The sequence below is a fragment of the Catenovulum agarivorans YM01 genome, from assembly GCF_000281085.1.
GTDB classification, from domain to species: Bacteria; Pseudomonadota; Gammaproteobacteria; order Enterobacterales; family Alteromonadaceae; genus Catenovulum; species Catenovulum agarivorans.
In genome coordinates this window covers 1-17,777 of record NZ_JH767528.1, presented here as the reverse complement: position 1 = coordinate 17,777, position 17,777 = coordinate 1, and the positions used below count along the sequence as shown (strand labels likewise).

General features: G+C 40.2%; 10 protein-coding genes. 2 read left to right on the top strand and 8 right to left on the bottom strand.

Annotated elements, in window-relative coordinates:
- Nucleotides 1–41: 41 nt before the first annotated feature.
- From WSC_RS0111340 to WSC_RS0111320, 5 genes are all read right to left on the bottom strand, one after another.
- A complete protein-coding gene (locus WSC_RS0111340) occupies nucleotides 42–1,433 on the bottom strand; it encodes an alpha-amylase family glycosyl hydrolase (RefSeq protein WP_016956046.1) in 1,392 nt (463 codons plus the stop codon).
- A 99-nt stretch (nucleotides 1,434–1,532) separates the two neighbouring features.
- Nucleotides 1,533–1,727: a DUF4250 domain-containing protein gene (locus WSC_RS0111335; protein ID WP_016956045.1), complete on the bottom strand. Its 195-nt coding sequence runs from the start codon at nucleotides 1,725–1,727 to the stop codon at nucleotides 1,533–1,535.
- A 28-nt stretch (nucleotides 1,728–1,755) separates the two neighbouring features.
- Nucleotides 1,756–1,965 carry a DUF2061 domain-containing protein gene (locus WSC_RS0111330; RefSeq protein ID WP_016956044.1) on the bottom strand — a complete coding sequence of 70 codons (210 nt, stop codon included), beginning with the start codon at nucleotides 1,963–1,965 and terminating at the stop codon, nucleotides 1,756–1,758.
- A gap of 204 nt (nucleotides 1,966–2,169) precedes the next feature.
- Complete coding sequence (locus WSC_RS0111325) at nucleotides 2,170–3,729, bottom strand: sodium/sugar symporter (protein ID WP_016956043.1); 1,560 nt, start codon at nucleotides 3,727–3,729, stop codon at nucleotides 2,170–2,172.
- Between the two features lie 144 nt (nucleotides 3,730–3,873).
- Nucleotides 3,874–6,834: an early set domain-containing protein gene (locus tag WSC_RS0111320; protein ID WP_016956042.1), complete on the bottom strand. Its 2,961-nt coding sequence runs from the start codon at nucleotides 6,832–6,834 to the stop codon at nucleotides 3,874–3,876.
- 168 nt (nucleotides 6,835–7,002) lie between these two features.
- Here WSC_RS0111320 and WSC_RS0111315 point away from each other — a divergent pair, with 168 nt between their 5' ends.
- Complete coding sequence (locus tag WSC_RS0111315) at nucleotides 7,003–8,952, top strand: alpha/beta hydrolase family protein (RefSeq protein ID WP_040394366.1); 1,950 nt, start codon at nucleotides 7,003–7,005, stop codon at nucleotides 8,950–8,952.
- Between the two features lie 21 nt (nucleotides 8,953–8,973).
- Here the strand turns inward: WSC_RS0111315 and WSC_RS0111310 are convergent, their stop codons facing one another.
- The 3 genes from WSC_RS0111310 to WSC_RS0111300 all read right to left on the bottom strand — a co-directional run bounded on the left by WSC_RS0111310 (nucleotide 8,974) and on the right by WSC_RS0111300 (nucleotide 15,033).
- Nucleotides 8,974–10,482 (bottom strand): tryptophan halogenase family protein, encoded by a 1,509-nt coding sequence (locus WSC_RS0111310; RefSeq protein WP_016956040.1) that lies wholly within the window; start codon nucleotides 10,480–10,482, stop codon nucleotides 8,974–8,976.
- A gap of 5 nt (nucleotides 10,483–10,487) precedes the next feature.
- Nucleotides 10,488–11,978 carry a tryptophan halogenase family protein gene (locus WSC_RS0111305; RefSeq protein WP_016956039.1) on the bottom strand — a complete coding sequence of 497 codons (1,491 nt, stop codon included), beginning with the start codon at nucleotides 11,976–11,978 and terminating at the stop codon, nucleotides 10,488–10,490.
- A gap of 73 nt (nucleotides 11,979–12,051) precedes the next feature.
- On the bottom strand, nucleotides 12,052–15,033 hold the full coding sequence (locus WSC_RS0111300; protein ID WP_026016803.1) for a TonB-dependent receptor: 2,982 nt from the start codon (nucleotides 15,031–15,033) through the stop codon (nucleotides 12,052–12,054).
- Between the two features lie 421 nt (nucleotides 15,034–15,454).
- On the opposite strand from WSC_RS0111300, the gene WSC_RS0111295 reads away from it, so the two are divergent.
- Nucleotides 15,455–17,086 (top strand): alpha-amylase family glycosyl hydrolase, encoded by a 1,632-nt coding sequence (locus WSC_RS0111295; RefSeq protein WP_016956037.1) that lies wholly within the window; start codon nucleotides 15,455–15,457, stop codon nucleotides 17,084–17,086.
- Nucleotides 17,087–17,777 lie beyond the last annotated feature (691 nt).

Below are 17,777 nucleotides of genomic sequence, written 5' to 3'. Positions count from 1 at the left end.
GGCAAAAGCGCAATTTGCATACGTATGGAATAATAAAAACCTTATTTACTAAAAACTTTAAAACCCCAAGCAGGAATTTCTAACTCAGTTGTATCAGTTAGTACCGCCTGTTTGGCCGTTGTAAAATCGATATACTGGCCGTGGTAGAGTTTTTCACTAAACTTAACTGTCTTTGCAGAGCCAGAAAAGTTAAATACAGCAAACACTTTGTCTTGTTGATTTTGTCGAACAAAACTCAAGACCTCAGTCGGATGATTATTTGGTACATGCACCATGGTTGCACCCCATTGTGCATTCCATAACGCTGTGTTTTGTTTTTTCAGCTTGAATAACTTTTTGTATAAATCACCAATTGGATGCGGCTGCCAGTCTATCGGATCTTTCTCAAAAAATGCTAAGCGTCTTGGATTACCAGCTTCTTGGCCATTGTAAATCATTGGCATACCTTCACCGACCACAGACAGTACTATGCTCGCTTCAAGCGCTTCACCAAAAGCTTCAAACTGAGTAGCTTCCCACGCATTTTTATCATGGTTACTCACCATAGTCATACGCATGGCTTCTTTGGGAAAAGCACTTTCGTTCCACGAATAATAGATAAATAAACTATTCACGTTAGTTTTGCCATGGGCGATATTGTGCATATGCTCCCACCAGCTCCATGCATAAGTTGCATCAAATGCTTGCGCATGCAAATCGCGTGATTCCCATTCAGCTAACATAAATACAGGTTTTATTTCATCTAACTCTTTACGCAGCTGGTTCCAAAAATCAATTGGCACAAAACCCGCTACGTCACATCTATAACCATCAACGCCTACTTCTTCCACCCAGTATTTCATCGCATCTGTCATGTATTTGCGCAATTCCGGCTGACTGAAATCTAGATCAATAATATCTGACCAATCCCACCAAGGTGTTGGTCTAAAATCGCCTTTGTAGTCACGCTCATACCAGTCTGGATGATCAAAACGCAAATGATTGTCCCAAGCGCTATGATTGGCTACCCAATCTAATATCACATACATGCCCATTTCATGCGCTTGCTTAATAAAACTTTTTAAATCATCTAATGTACCAAACTCAGGGTTAACTTTGCGGTAATCTTTGACTGAATATGGGCTACCTAAAGTACCTTTGCGGTTTTCTTCACCTATGGGGTGAATTGGCATTAACCATAAAATATCAACACCTAAATCTTTTAACCTTGGCAGTTGTTTGGCCGCTGCATTAAAAGTACCTTCTTGGGTAAATTGACGCGTATTAATTTGGTAAATAACCGCATTTTTAGTCCATTCAGGGTGTTTGACCTGAACATAAGGTTTAGCTTGATAAGCCGAAGTATCATTGCTTGTAGTTGAACATGCTGCTGTCAATACGCACGCAGCAATAAGCGTTACAATACGCTGACAGAAATATCTGAAAGGGAACATAATTAATCCTATCTTAACCACCTAAATCGTTTAAGTTAAAATAAAATTAATATAAAGAAGTGAATTTGTAAAAATATTAACCAGTGAATACGTATGCAGTTAGCTGGCTTTAAACTGGTTACTTGTTGGGTCATAACTAAGATTCAACTTAGCCAAACGCGCAACTAAAATATCTTTGTTCATGTCATATTCACTGCATAGCTCTTCCAAACTAATTTGACTGTTACGCAGCTTCATATTAACGATAGACAATAATAAATTAACGTCCATGTTCTGATAATTATTTAATTGCATAATCTCTCCTAGGGAGCCTCAGCTGAGGTTAGTTGGCAACTTGCACCTGTTGTTCAGATACAAATACTTTGTTTTTAATTCGGTTCCAAATTTTTTCATGGAAGTAGTAAGCAACTGTGTTTACCGCTGGCTCAACCATAGCGACTGCGCCACCTATTACAATATCACCCGTTAATAACCAAGCTACCGCAAAGGCAACAGAAAAGTGCATAACAGCAAAAGTAATTGTTTTAATCATAACCTGTCTCCTAAAGATTGACCCAAACCGCTTGGGCATGTGTTAATAATAACAATTCGCATTTAATTTAAAATCAAACTGATTGAATCGCTCTAATAGGAAAATACGATTAGATTGTTTTTTGTGCTATCAGGTACAAAAAAGCCCATTTAGACATAATCTAAATGGGCTTTAATATCAGCTCAATAGCTTAAAAGTAATTAGCTACCACCAAGCGGCGTATAAACCAGCTAGAATCAATACACAGCCAACTGAAGCTAGGTTGAAGGTAGATTTGGTATCAAAAGAAATACCAGCTAAATCAACACCTTTTTCTCCTTTACCACCTTCTAAGTGTGAAATACCGATTGCTAATGCAATACAAAGTACAAACACTAAACCAACACGATCCATAAATGGTAAGTCTGGGAAGATAAACTTAAAGGCTAAAGATAAGATTGCCGAGCCAACTGCTGCGACTAGTGCAGCATTCGCTGTGGTTTTCTTATAGAACAAACCTAAAATAAAGATCACACAGATACCTGGGGTGAAGAAACCTGTGAATTCTTGAATGTATTGGAACGCTTGTTCAAAGCCAGCTAACAAAGGTTTAGCAACAATAACTGCAATCGCTAGTGACAATAAACTAACCATACGACCAACATTTACATAGTGAGTTTGACTCGCATCTTTTTTCACATGTTTGTATAAATCCATAGTGAAAATAGTTGAGATACTATTAGTCATAGAAGCTACAGAAGAAACAATCGCGGCAATTAAAGCAGCGAAAATTAAACCTTTTAAGCCTTCTGGCATTAGCGTCATCATTTCAGGGTAAGCTTTGTCTGGGCGTTCTAAATCAGGTGCGATTAACACTGCACAAATACCTGGTAATACCACGATAATTGGCATCAAGATTTTTAAATAAGCAGCAAAAGCAATACCTTTATGCGCTTCGTTAATATCTTTAGCAGCTAGTGCACGCTGGATAATATATTGGTTAAAACCCCAATATGATAAGTTCATGATCCACATACCACCTAACAATACAGATAAACCTGGTAAGTCAATATAGTTAGGGTGATCACTTGCCAAAATCATGTCGAATTTTTCTGGTGCTTGTTCTAATAACATATTAAAACCAAGCATTGCACCTTGACCATCAGCAATGGTATCTAAACAAATGTAGGTTAGAATAAAACCACCACCAACTAACAATACAACTTGAATAATGTCAGTAAAGGCAACCGCTTTCAAACCACCGTATAAAGAATAAGCGATAGAGAAAATAGCGATAAAGATCATGCCAAATAACGCAGGCATACCTGATACTGTTTCAACCGCTAGACCACCTAACCACAAAATACTGGTTAAGTTAACAAGTACATATACGCCTAACCAAAAAGTCGCCATCACTGTACGTACACGGCTGTCATATCTTTGCTCAAGGAACTGCGGCATAGTGTAAATGCCACGCTCAAGGAAGATAGGTAAGAAGTATTTACCAACAATAAGTAGGGTAATGGCTGCCATCCACTCGTATGAAGCTATAGCTAAACCAATGGCAAAACCTGAGCCTGACATACCGATAATCTGTTCAGCAGAAATATTTGCTGCGATTAACGAGGCACCAATTGCCCACCAAGGAAGAGATTTACTCGCTAAGAAGTAATCTTCAGTATTTTTTTGATGTGATTTATCTTCTCTAGAAACCCAGAGCGCCAAAATCAACAGCCCGATTGCATAAACTATAAATATAGTTATATCTAGATCTGTTAATTGCATATTTTGTGTTCTTCAATAAAGTAATATAGTTATTAATTTAGAGACGATTTATATTTGATTATCCGCCAAATTAAATCGCCCCTATATACCGATGTATTCCATACTCGGTTTGCCCATGTGTGTGTACGCGAAGTTACACGGGCGTTACTTTAATGGAAGTAACACAAATGTTACAGCATAAATATCAAACTTATTGGAAATTCCGCTGATCCCACCTGCCGCAGTGTAATTAGTATTACTTTTTAGGTAGCTCATGTTGTAAAAGTCGTGTAAATTCAACTGGTAACTGCCTACTTTTAGTTCAACTTCAACTGGGGTAGATAAGTTGTCACCAAAGCGAGTTTTATCCACACGGGTATGTGGAAATTGCACCACAGCATCCGTTATTGGCTGTTCGTTGGTTTTATCAAATAGCTGTAAAACTTTAACTCCATTACTGATGCCTAAGTTAATCGCATTAGCAGGGTTGTGGTAATTAAACTGAATGGCATATTTGCCTGCAGTTTCAATTGAAAAATCAATTGTCAGTTTATCGTCAGCTTCACCCCACTCTACCAAAACACTTTGCTCATTCAGCTGCTGCTTAGTTTTATTGCTAACTAGCTGTTTATCAGCAACTAAAATTTGCTGTTGTGCGCCGGTACATACTACTTCAGATAGGTGCGACTGATTTTGGCTTTTAACAAAACGCGCAGCCACAGCATAACAATGCGCTTGGCCAGCAGCATTTTTATCTAGCCAACTAGTTGTATCAGCTTGGGCAGATATGCTCTGCAATAATTGACCATTGCGATAAACCTGATATTCAATTTCCGCAGCTGTTAATTGGGCATTGCCTCTATCCGTTATGCTCAGCCTAACATCATCGGCTTGCGCGTCTGCACTGATCATTGGCTCTAAAGGTGCATAAACCAAAGGGTCATATGCTAATGGGGTCGAGTCGACTAAATTGATACGGTTATCTAACTTGTCATCAAGTGCCAATTCAATTTCAATTAAATTGTGTTGTTTTAAATTATTTTCGCTGAGCAGACCTTTGTTCGCTAAACCATTCACTTTTATCCGTTTCACCACATAAGCGCCAAACTTTTTATTCGATGGTGCAAATTTGACTTGAATATCAAACTGTTTGTCGCGCCATTGATAATTAATTAAGTTAATTACCTGGCTGTGTTTAAACCAATGCTCTTTAAACTCTTTTGGAATAAATGGCTTAAATTCAATTCCTTGCTGACTGGTATTAATCCCAAATACAGTATTGGTGACTAAATTTAGATATGCCGCAACTGACCACAATTGACGCTTAGAATTAATTACAGGGCCAGATAGTTGCGGATTGTTTTTATCCAACAGGATAGGCTCGGCACTTAACCACTCTAAGTTTTCCATATTAGATAAATTTAACGCTGCGGCTCGAGTTAATGTATCCAGCCCAGCTTGGGTTACCGCGACATTTTGTCCTTTAACCGCGGCATTCAACCCATAAGCAGTGACAAATGGCCAAATAGCTCGATTGTGGTAAACAGGAATATTCGGTTGTTGCGGAAAGATAACCGGCGCGCCCATAGCACCATGTGGATAAGCAGCTAAAATAGCTTGTGTTTGTTTGTCTGACGCTATACCAGTAATTATCGCCAGTGATTGACCCAACCAATCAAATTTTTCTAATGCAACCTTGTGATAATGACCACTGGTTAAACTTGAATATAATCCCTTTTCTTCTAACCATAAGTGCTGGTTAATTGAAGCTTTTAGTGACGCTGCCCACCCTTGGTATTTATTTGCTGCCGCTACATCTGCCAATTGTTTAGCGAGATCTGCAGCCAACAGCAAAGCTTGGTAATGTCCGGCATTAGTGGATAAGGAGATGGCGGTAGACATTGAACTTAAGTCGTTCACTATCCAACTCGCATAACTTTGTTCACGCCAATCTAAAAACGACTGCTCTCCCATGTACAAACCTAAGTTAGTATCAAAAGCGGCAATTCGGTCGTTTTCAATTGTATTGACTAAAGCTGTATACGCTTGTTGAGCAAACGGCATGCGTTGTGATTCAGGTAAATTAGCCAATAACGCACCTGCGCCGAAAGCCCAAGTCATGCGATCGGTACTGACAGGCCAGCTGCCACCGCTACCAGTATCCTGAATAATTTGGCTAAAAGGCGCAGTACCAGCTAAAAATGGACTGACTGGCGCGGAATCACGCAAAGCAGATACTTTAAACAATAAGGAGTTTTGCACACGTTTAGGATCAAACTGCGCCAAACTTAAGTGCGCAGCGTAAGATAAATCACGTGTCCACACGTAATTCCATTTTTCACCGGTTTCGAAACAACTGCAATCTATAGCTTTGCCATGGTTGTAGTTGCCGTCTTTAATTTGCTCAACACTGTTGAGTTTCATTTCATCAACCGCCAGTGCAAACAAAGCATCAAAAGCAGTGTTGCCACTGCGCACTCTCGGTAAATTCACATCTTCTTGGTACAGGCTAAATGACGGTACAGGATCACGCAGCGCTTGAGTGGTTGAATGCACATATTCACGTAAACCATTGTCATGCGCTTTTGCCGAAAACACAGCTTCGACCGCGTCGCCATTAAAACGATTAAATTGTAACTTGGTCATTTCACCTTGATGTGGCGGTTTAACACTATCAGCGTCTGTAGCTATCATTTGAATTGTCAATTTAGGCTTGTCCGCTTGAGTTAAATCTAAAGTGAATTGATACAAACCGCGACTTTCAATAAACAGGCTATCTTCTTGACCACCCGCCGTATCCAAGACATATTCACGCCCTAGCTCGACTACTTGGTTTTTATGCGCAGCAATCACCCAAGCAAACGACCAATCAGACGGTGCCAATTTAAAACCATGGTTACCCATAGTAATTTTACTCTTGGCGATATAAATACCCGGCTGTTTAGTGCGCTCAAACGCGGTAGCTGTGCTCCAACCGTTAAATCCACCTCGAATATAAATAGTTTGAGCTTGATGGCCAGTAGCAGAATTTTCCATTTTTGGACTTGTTTGAATGCAGCCGGCTAATGCCACTGCAATGACAAAATATTTAATTAAGCCTAGTCCAAAAGAACCATTTTTACGCATACTAACCTCAAAAGCATTATCGCTATCTTAAAGGATAGATCCTAATAGCAACATTGCATTAACATCAATTTACTGCATACGTATTCAAATTTAACACTACTAAAAATTTGTACAATTGGCTAAAATGACTGCACAAAAAATAATACTAATACAAAAAAGGACAAGGACATGCTTCGGAAGAGACGCATTCAATCAATATTATATACTTTACTTTTGTTACCAAACCTTGCTTTCGCAAATAACCCACAAGCAGGTGAAGTAATCACTTTGCCAACTAAAGCCTTTGCTTCAAAACCAGATGTTTCTAACATTCATGTTTCCCCTGATGGAAAACACATAGTTTCTTTGGTTCGAGTAGATACAGCAGACAAGCTAGGCACTGCGATTAATTTATATAACTTCGAAACCCAAGAACGTTCGTTTCCGGTATTTGTTGAAGATAAAAAATTTGTTATCAGTGATATTTACTGGGCGAATAATAATATTTTGTTAGTCGAAGCCAAATTCGCGTCTAGCCGTCAAGGCACCCCAATTACCGAATGGCATTTGATGAAGTTTGATTTACGCGACAAAAAGCTAAAACCCGCTATACCAAACTCCTTTATGGAGCGCTTACGTTATATTCCAAATGTGCGCAGTAACGTAATTGATATTTTACCTGACGATCCCAATCACTATTTGTTACAAATCGCCGGCCACGAATATAGTGGTGAACCCAGCGTTGCGAAAATTGCGTTAGAGCGTGGTGGAAACACCCATTATATCCAACCAGCACAAACAGATATCTTCAATTGGCAAACCGATCGCCAAGGCAATGTGCGTATCGCCATCCAAGAAAAAGACGCTGTATTTACCATTTATCACGTGCCTGTTGGTGAAGAAGACAAAGATGACTTCGAAAAACTTTGGACTTTTGCTGCTTTTAGCGAAGAAGCCGTATGGCCAATCGGCTTTGGGCAAGACCCAAATGAGCTTTATGTCAAAGCTGTCCACCAAGGCTACGATGCCGTATTTAAAGTAAACTTAGCCAGCAAAGAGCGTCAATTAGAACTCATTAAAGCCAAAGAAGGTTACGACGTAACTGGCGGCTTGCGTTATTCGCGCAATCTAAAAAAAGTAATAGGTATTGGAGATTGGATTTGGGATGAGGATATTAAAGCTTTCCGAGATGCAATTGACAAAGCTCTACCAGATTTAGACAACTATATCGTCAGTATGAGTGAAGATGAAAACAACTATGTTGTTTTAGCCACCTCTGATACTGAACCTGGTATATACTTGATGGGCGATAGACAAAAGAAAGTAATGGAAGTACTGGCGTATCGCTATAACGCACTCACCCCTGAAGTACTGGCCGAGAAAAAGCCAATCAGTTATAAAGCTAGAGACGGCCTAACTATTGAAGGTTATTTAACTAAACCTAAAAATGCCAAAGAAGGGCAAAAATTACCTATCATCATCCACCCACACGGTGGGCCAATTACCTTCGACGATGACGGTTTTGATTATTGGACCCAATTTTTTGCCAACCGAGGTTATGCCGTTTTACAAATGAACTTTAGAGGCTCATACGGTTATGGTTTCGACTTCCTAAAACAAGGCATACAAGCTTGGGGACAAGCTATGCAAGACGATGTTGAAGACGCCACCCGCTGGGCAATTAAACAAGGCATAGCCGACCCAGACAAAGTATGTATTGTTGGTGCTAGTTATGGTGGTTACGCTGCACTAATGGGCGCAATTAAGACCCCTGACCTATACAAATGTGCAATTAGTTTCGCCGGTGTTACCGATGTTGAAGCTTTGGTAAAAGGCAGCCGCAACTTTACCAATTTTGATGTAGTGAAAAAACAAGTAGGCGATGATTACGACCAACTTTGGGAAAACTCACCACTTAAACACGCGAAAAAAATCAACATTCCTGTGCTATTAATTCATGGTAGCAAAGATAGAGTTGTGCGCTTTGATCAAAGTGAAGATATGTATGATGAACTAAAAGACGCTAAAAAAGACGTTAAGCTTGTAGAGCTAGATAAAGGGGATCACCACTTATCCAATGCAGAGCACAGATTAACTGCGTTTACCGAGATGGAAAAGTTTTTACAAAGATTTTTGTAAAACTACAACTCGAAAAGAGACCTAATCCAGGTCTCTTTTCTTACCAGCCAAGTTGTCCGTATGAGAACAAAAGTTGACAGCGCAGCCAGCTAAAAACTGTTCAATATTTTGCTCTTTGTACAAATCGCCTTTATTCGGTTGATTTGCCGCCAAAGGTGGGAATACTCCATAACCGGCAAATAAACAATGCCATGATGCTGAGCTAAAATGATTTTCAATTTTTTGCCTGCGAATTTCGCCAGACAAGTCTTGCTCGCGATACCAAACATCTAACAAATGACGCAAAGAATCCGACAGTTGCATGTTTTCCCGATTGTCACACCAATATTGACTATCATTACGCGTATTTAACTTATAATGGGCGACAATATAATCTCTAACACGTTCAAAGCGCTGATAGATCTTTTGATTATATTCTGCTTGATACTGATTGGAAAACTGACCTTTTTCATACAAACTGACAAACATCTCAATAGAGATTTGCACTAAATGCAGCGCGGTTGCTTCCAACGGCTCTATAAATCCTTGGGCTAATCCTAATGCTAAACAGTTTTTCAGCCAATGCTGTTTTAATTGACCAACACGCATCTTCAGCGTTCGACACTCAGATAGTTTCGACAGCGGCAAATCTAGGTGTGCCAATAACTCTTTTGCAGCATCTTCATCCGCTAAATACTTAGAGCTATACACATAACCATTGCCAGTACGATTTTGCAGCGGAATTTGCCAAGCCCAACCGCAAGATAACGCAGTTGAACGCGTATATGGCTGTGGATCTTGTTGTTTATCCGTTGCAATAACCACAGCTCTGTCGTTGAACAAATTTGCATCAAAAGATTCAAACTCACCCGCTAAAGTTTTTTGCGCTAGCACGGCAGCAAAACCACTACAATCGATAAAAAAGTCGCCAGTAATCTCGTCGCCATTTTCATCAATTAAGCAGCTAATATTGCCTTGCGGGTCTAATCGGCTATCAACAACCTTGCAACTCTGATGTTTAACCCCCTTACTTTGAGCAAATTCAGCTAAATATTTTCCTAATAAAATCGAGTCAAAATGATAACCATATTCAACTCTAAACGGGAAGTGCTCTCCGACCAAAGGACCTTTATGCTGCTGCGCCAACACTCCATTTAAAAAGAAATCTGTTGGCCTTGTATTAACCGCTAAACCCATACGCCGCGTGCGACAATTCACTTCAAACGCTCGCTGGGTAAAAGTGTCTAACTGGCCAACAAAAGGATGACTATAACTCTTGACCCCGCTTTGAGGGCTCCATCCGTCAAAACGAATATCTAACTTGTAGGTGGCATTGCATTTAGCCATCCAGTCAGATTCAGCTATGCCTAGTATTTGAAAAAAGCGTTTGAGCGTTGGTGTTGAGCCTTCGCCAACCCCAACAATGCCGACCTCTGGCGATTCCAGTAAAACAATGTCCACGGGCAAATTATGCCAATAATGTTTCATTAAATTGGCGGCCATCCATCCAGCTGTACCACCACCTAAAATAACAATTTTATGCGGTTTCAAACTATTTATACCCCAGCAAACATTTTTAAAAATTCATCATGGGTTGGCATTTGTAAAGACGGCGCTTGTTTAGCTTTTTTCATATTTGCCATCATTTCAGCTAATTTTTCTTGTGAAAACTGGTTGGCGAGAGGGTGGTAGTCTTGAGGTTTGATTCCTTGCCCCATCATAACTTGCAGCCAAGAGGCTTCCCAAAAAATATCCAAGTCGTCATGAACAAGCGTGCCACTCTGTTGGAATTGAGAGATTTTATTCATTAAACGTTCCGGTACATCCAACCCTTGCATATCACGCCAAAATTGGCTGTCGCTTCTATCTGTTACATGATAATGCAGGATAATAAAATCTCGAATCAAATCATATTCAAGTTTTGACTGGCGGTTGTATTCATCCCTTTGCGCATCTTCAATCCCCATATGCGGGAAAAGTTTAATTAAACGCACCACGGCCGATTGGACTAAATAAATACTAGTCGACTCTAGCGGCTCTAAAAACCCACTCGCTAGCCCAACAGCTACAACATTGCGGTTCCATTGTTTGCGGGTACGTCCAGTACGAAATTTAATGATTTTTGCATCGCCCAGCGCAGGTGTATCCAAGTTGCTCGCCAATAAGTCAACGGCTTGCTCGTCAGAGTAGAAGCGGCTGCTATACACTAAACCATTGCCGTTTCTGTGCTGTAATGGAATACGCCATTGCCAACCTGCTTCATGCGCGATTGAACGAGTATAAGGCGCAGTGTGCTGATGACGTTCAGATGGCATAGCCACAGCTCGGTCACACGGCAGCCAATGGCTCCAATCTTCAAAACCAGTGCCCAATTTTTGATTGATCAATAAACCTCTAAAACCAGAACAATCAATAAATAAGTCACCTTCAATTACACTATTGTCTTGCAAAATGAGTGATTCAACATCACCTGTTTGTACATTAAGATTTACTTTTTCAACTAAACCTTCGGTGCGTTTCACGCCCATTTTTTCACTTAGTTTACGTAAGTACTGGCCATACAAACCGGAATCAAAATGATAAGCATAATTAAAATCGAACAAGGGGTCTTGTGTTTGCAATTTGGCAAAGCGGCCTGCTTCAGCGGCATAGTAGTTTAGATCATGCGCCCACAAATTTTCGTCTAAGCCAAGTTGATTTGCCCGTGTCCATAAATGATGAAAATGACAAAATGGTAAACTACGTCCAGGGGCTGAAAAGGTGTGATAATAACTTTCGCCTTTAACCCGCCAGTTTTCAAATTTAATCGCTAACTTAATCGTTGCTTTGGTTTCACGAATAAACTCAGCTTCGTCTATGCCTAAAGTTTCGTTAACATGTTGAATGGGTGGAATAGTCGCTTCGCCAACACCAACGATACCAATACTTTCTGATTCAACTAGCTCAACTTCGACTACATCACCCAAAACTTTTTTTAGTAGTGCAGCTGACATCCACCCCGAAGTACCACCACCTAATATCACAACTTTTTTAACTTTATTTGTCATAGACTTACCCTAAAAACAACAAAACCCTACTAGCAAGGCTAGCAGGGTTTTAGAAAATTACTAATTAGAAAAATTAGAATTTATAGTTAACACCTAACAAATAGTTTGCACCATAAGTTTGATATTTAGTAACTTGACGAGCATCATTGTTAGTAAATTGAACTTGGTCTTCATCAGTAATATTCTGTGCTTGTAGAGAAACAGTTAAACCTTCAAGCGCTTCAATACCAGCTTTACCAAAGTCAAAGCCAATTTGAGCATCCCAAATTGTACTACCTGTATCAACAGCCTGTACCAATGATAAACTTAAACCACGAGTTTCAGTTTGGAAATCATCACGTTTGGTACCAGCGAGACGGAATTGGAAACCTCCACGCTCATAAAAAGTAATTAATGAGTAAGTTTCGTTAGATAAACCTGGAATACGTAAAGGATCAACTTCTACACCTTCAAATTTATTTAATTCACCATCTGTATTTGCATAGGCCAAAATTAAACCTAAACCATCAAGTGCATCGGCAACTAAATTAAATGGTAAAGTCGCTTGGAACTCATAACCACGAACAAAACCTTCTAAACCATCAAATTTAAACGACTGAACACCTTCGAAGAAGGTCGGCTCAACAACTACAGGATTTCCCTGAGCATCCTCGTCTGTTACGAAGTGGTAATCTTTAATATAACGGTCAGAAAAGTCGATGACAGTACCTGAATCATAATGCCAGTTGGTAATATCTTTATAGAAGAAAGCTACCGACAAGAAACCATCTTCAGCAAAATACCAATCATACGCCAAATCAAATTGGTTTGATTCAATTGGTTTTAAGAAAGGATTACCTGAACTTGCACTCCAAGGACTGTTCTCGACATTCGAAGTCTCTCGCACTTGTGCTAAGTTAAAAGCAAAACTAGAACGTTGACTAACACGCATATCGTCGATACGTGGACGTGTTTGTGTTTTTGCTAAACCAACACGTACTAGGTGATCATCTGCCAATTCAAAGTTTAATGACAAGCTAGGTAAAACGTCAGTGTAACTTTCTTTTGCATGTAAAGGAGAAGCATCAACCAATTTATCTGGGCCAATTTCCGCTAAGAAACCACTCGACTCCTGAGTTGTATCAATAACTTGCACACCAAAGTTACCACGTACAAAAATCGAACCCAACTCAGCTTCTAAATCAGCTTGCACATAAGCTTGTGTTAAGGTTTCACTTACTTCATAGGTGTCACCCAAGCGGTCAGTTTCAAATTGACCTGCATCATATTCATCGTAATAACCAGAGCGATATAAACCTAAGCTATCGTATGCAACCATATTACCTAAACCAAGGAAGCCTAGGTCGGCTAACCCAACGACATAATCTTCAGGAATAGCATCGTGGTCTGGCCAAGTTTGTGCGGTAATAAACGAGCCAAAGTTAACTTTGCTTTTGGTTCGATCGCTATAACGCACACCAGCATGCACTTTGGTAATAGGACCAAGTTCAACTAAACCTGTAGTACTTAGTTTTACTGCATCCATTTCTTCTTCAAAAACAGGTTTGTTAATAAAACCGTCTTGTGCTTCAGCATAACCAATTGGTGAATTTACGTTAGCAGCAAAAGTAGTATTTTCAGGAAAAGTAGATGCAAAGCCACTCATACCGCCCCCCCAAGATTGAGGGCCTGCTAACTTGACATTTTCAGGGTTAGACAAGTCAACATTACCAGAGTCAGGTGTATACATAACCCCTGTTGGTGTCATTTCGAAAGCGTAAATCATGCCGTCACCTTGATCTTTATGGCGCGAACGTCCAACCCCTGAATAACTCTCAATATCAGCAATCACTTTATCCACTTTACTGGTAGATAAGTCTAGCTCTACTTTCCAGTCTGGGCTGATATTGTATTTGATATTAGCCGCGTATGATGTCAATTCCGCAGTTTTGTCGTAAGCATCGTTACGTACCACAGTTTTAAATGAGTTGTCCGCATCACCCACTTTACCTTTAGTAACCAAATCATTTTGGATTTCAGAAATAGTATAGTGTTTACCAATACCCCATTCTGCTCCACCTTCTTCGAAACCACGCTTTACTTGAGTATCAGAAAAATCGATATATAAAGCATCTAAAGTAATTTCTAAATCATCTGTTGGCGCAAATTGAACTACCGCGGCCAAAGTATCACGCTTTAATTCAGCTGAACGAACATAAGAATCATGACCACCTAAAATGACTGAAGCTTCTGCTTGTTCACGGGTAATACCATTTTCTAAAACCAAGGTTCCTTCTTGATTATTTACCGCGTCATATACATGGTCTTTAGTGATGTTACCTTCTTCATCGTAGTCATAAGTACTAATGCCTGCATAACCCCAGCCACGGAACTGCTCTTCTTGGCTTGGCGATGAGGTGGTAGCATAGGCTACAGCAACACCGACCTTATCGTTAGCAAATTTCTGCGAGAAGCTAACAGCTAATCTATGACCTTGATCATCAAAGTCAGGGTTAGCTGATTTTTTACCATTCTGTTCAAGGTTAAAGTTAATTGCGACATACTCGTCAGCCGCTAATGGACGAACTGTTTGTAAATCAATTGTACCCGCAACACCTTGAGTAGTTAATTTAGCTTCTGGTGTTTTATAAACAGTTACACCACTCATGATCTCAGAAGGGTATAAGTCGAATTCAACACCACGGTTGTCACCCATACCTAATAATTCTCGGCCATTCATGGTTGAACCAGAATAATCTTCGCGGAAACCACGAACTGAGATACCACTAGTACGACCGTCACGACGTTCACCCGCCATACCCGGTAAACGCGATAACGACTCGGCAATTGAAGAATCTGGTAATTTACCTATATCTTCAGCTGAAATAACTTCAACAACCGATGTATTGTCCATTTTTACGGCTTGCGCACGCATTAAACTACCACGAATACCAGTAACCTTAATGACCTCTTCAACTTCTGTATCCGCGCCTTCTTCAGCTGCATACGAATAACCAGATACAAGTCCGGTTGTCGCTAACGCTAAAGTTAACAAACTTGGTTTAAATTGTTTCATGTGTATATCCCCTTGCCTTCTATTGGCAACTTGTTGTGTTTGATAACCACTTGGGTAAAACCCGTGACTAAACTGCACACCTGTCACAGTGCATTGCATGAATATTAGTCGCAATAATTCATCAACAACAACAAACTGCATACGTATTCATAATTATGCATTTACAACTAATTCACACCATTTGGGCATTTTTTGCACACACACGAACACTAACCAGATCAAGATAAATAAATTTATTTTCAACAACTTAAATAAAAAAACCGCATAAACAAAAAACTTTAAATTCGTCATTTCTGTTAATTTTTTGCAGATTATGCATACGTATGCAGGAACATTGCTGAGCTGAGTGGATGTCAACTATGCTGCATAAAAGTTAATCTTTCGTTGGATTCGAAAGCAGTTTGTTACAGGTTTATTGACAATGATTCAGTGTGGTTGGTGGCGAGGCGCAGTTATTTATCAAATTTACCCTCGTAGTTTTTATGACAGCAATAACGATGGTATTGGAGACTTGCCAGGCGTATACGCTCAGCTGGATTATATTGCCAACCTTGGGGTAGATGCTGTGTGGTTATCGCCCTTTTTTAAATCGCCCATGAAAGATTATGGTTACGACATTAGTAATTATCGCCAGGTCGATCCTGTGTTTGGTGATGTAGAAGATGTGAAAAAAATTGTCGCCAAAGCACATAGTTTGGGCCTAAAAGTACTGATGGATATGGTGTTGTGTCACACCTCAGATCAACACACTTGGTTTAAACAGAGCCGCAGCAGTAAATGCAATGACAAAGCAGATTGGTATATTTGGGTTGATCCCAATGACGATGGTACACCGCCAAATAATTGGTTATCTATTTTTGGTGGTAGTGCTTGGGAGTGGGATTCACACCGCGAGCAGTATTATTTACATCATTTTTTAAGCAGCCAACCGAGTTTAAATTTTCACAATTCTGCGGTGCGCCAGCAAATGTTGGATGAAACTGAATTTTGGCTACAAATGGGCATTGATGGTTTTAGATTTGATGCAATAAACTTTTGTTTTCACGACAGTTTGTTAACCAACAACCCAGCTAAATGCAAAGACAAACGCCGTGGCCGGGGCTTTTCTACCGACAACCCTTATGCATATCAATATCACTATTACGACAATACCCGCCCGGAAAATATCGCTTTTATTGAAGATTTACGTGAATTGCTTAATCAGTACCCAGGGGCAATTTCTCTAGGTGAAATTGCCGCTGAAGATTCGATTGAAACTATGGCGGAATACACCCACAGCAATAACCGGCTGCATCTTGCATACAATTTTGAATTATTGACGGATGAGTGTAACGCCAGTTATCTGCACCAAGTGATCAATCAAGTTAATCAAAAAATCACTGGTGGCTGGCCGTGTTGGGCAATTGGTAATCATGATGTTGTGCGGGTGCGCAACCGCTGGGGGGGCGACAAAGGCTCGCTGGCGCAAACTAAGCTGTATCACACTTTGTTGTTGAGTTTAAAAGGCTCAGCTTGTTTGTACCAAGGTGATGAACTTGCGTTGCCGCAGGCTGATATTGAATATGTGGATTTGTGTGACCCTTATGGCATTCGTTTTTGGCCTAGATTTAAAGGCCGTGATGGCTGCCGTACGCCTATGCCGTGGAATGAGCAATTGAACTGTGGTTTTAGCCAAGCTAAACCTTGGTTGCCCGTAGCAAAAGGCCATTCGGCTTTGGCGGTGAGCCATCAACTGCAAGACGGTGATTCTATGCTGAGTTTTTGCAAGCATTTACTTAGCTGGCGAAAAAATTCTGAAGTTATGCGATTAGGTGAGATGAAAGATTTGCAAGTGGAAGGCGAATTGTTAAGTTTTATCCGCTATGACGAGCTGGTTTGCATATTATGCATTTTAAATTTGTCGGATAAGCCTGTTGATTACAAACTTGCCAAAAATTATGCATTAGTTGAAAAAAACTGTTTTGCTTTGGGATTGTATTTGCAAAAAGGTCAACAAATTAAGTTATCGCCATATTCCGCTTTGTTAGTGGAGATTGTTGCAACGGCTGAGTAATAGAGTTTATCGCCAAACGCTGAATACTGCTGTAAGTCCAATGTAACAGGCACTTTGAAATCACCATTTTCTTCCTGCTAACGTCTCTGCCACACTTCCGCAGCGCTGTAAGTCTGTGTCATTTAGCCCGTTGGAAGCATAATTCTCTCAAAACGCTGCAAAGCCGCTGTTAACTCAATGGAAACGGCACTTTGAAACTGCGGTCAATTCACCAAACGCTTCAAGCCGTCCTTGGTCGCTCGCCGATTACATCCATGTAATCGGAGGTTGGTTCATTGCCCCCAGTTCCCAAGTACCTCAACTAGCATAAGCTGTGCTTTAAGAATCAGAACACAGCATATATATCGCGAAACGAATTCAGACCGCAATAAAATTTCCGAGGCAGGTGAAAGGATGTGTTGCGAGCAAAACTTCACAAAACATGGACGTTTTGTGCGAGCGAGTCATGGACGACCTTGAAGCGCTTTTGCGAGCAATACTCCATTTGCCAGCTGATTTCTCTGCCGCCATCCAATAGCAGCACAAACTCATTATCGCTAAGAGTAGTTGCTTCCAACAGACTTATATCTTACACATATATCGTGAAACGAATTCAGACAGCAATAAAATGCCAAGGCAGGTGAATGGATGTGTTGCGAGCAAAACTTCACAAAACATGGATAATGGAATGGACCCACTCCTCTTTAAATAC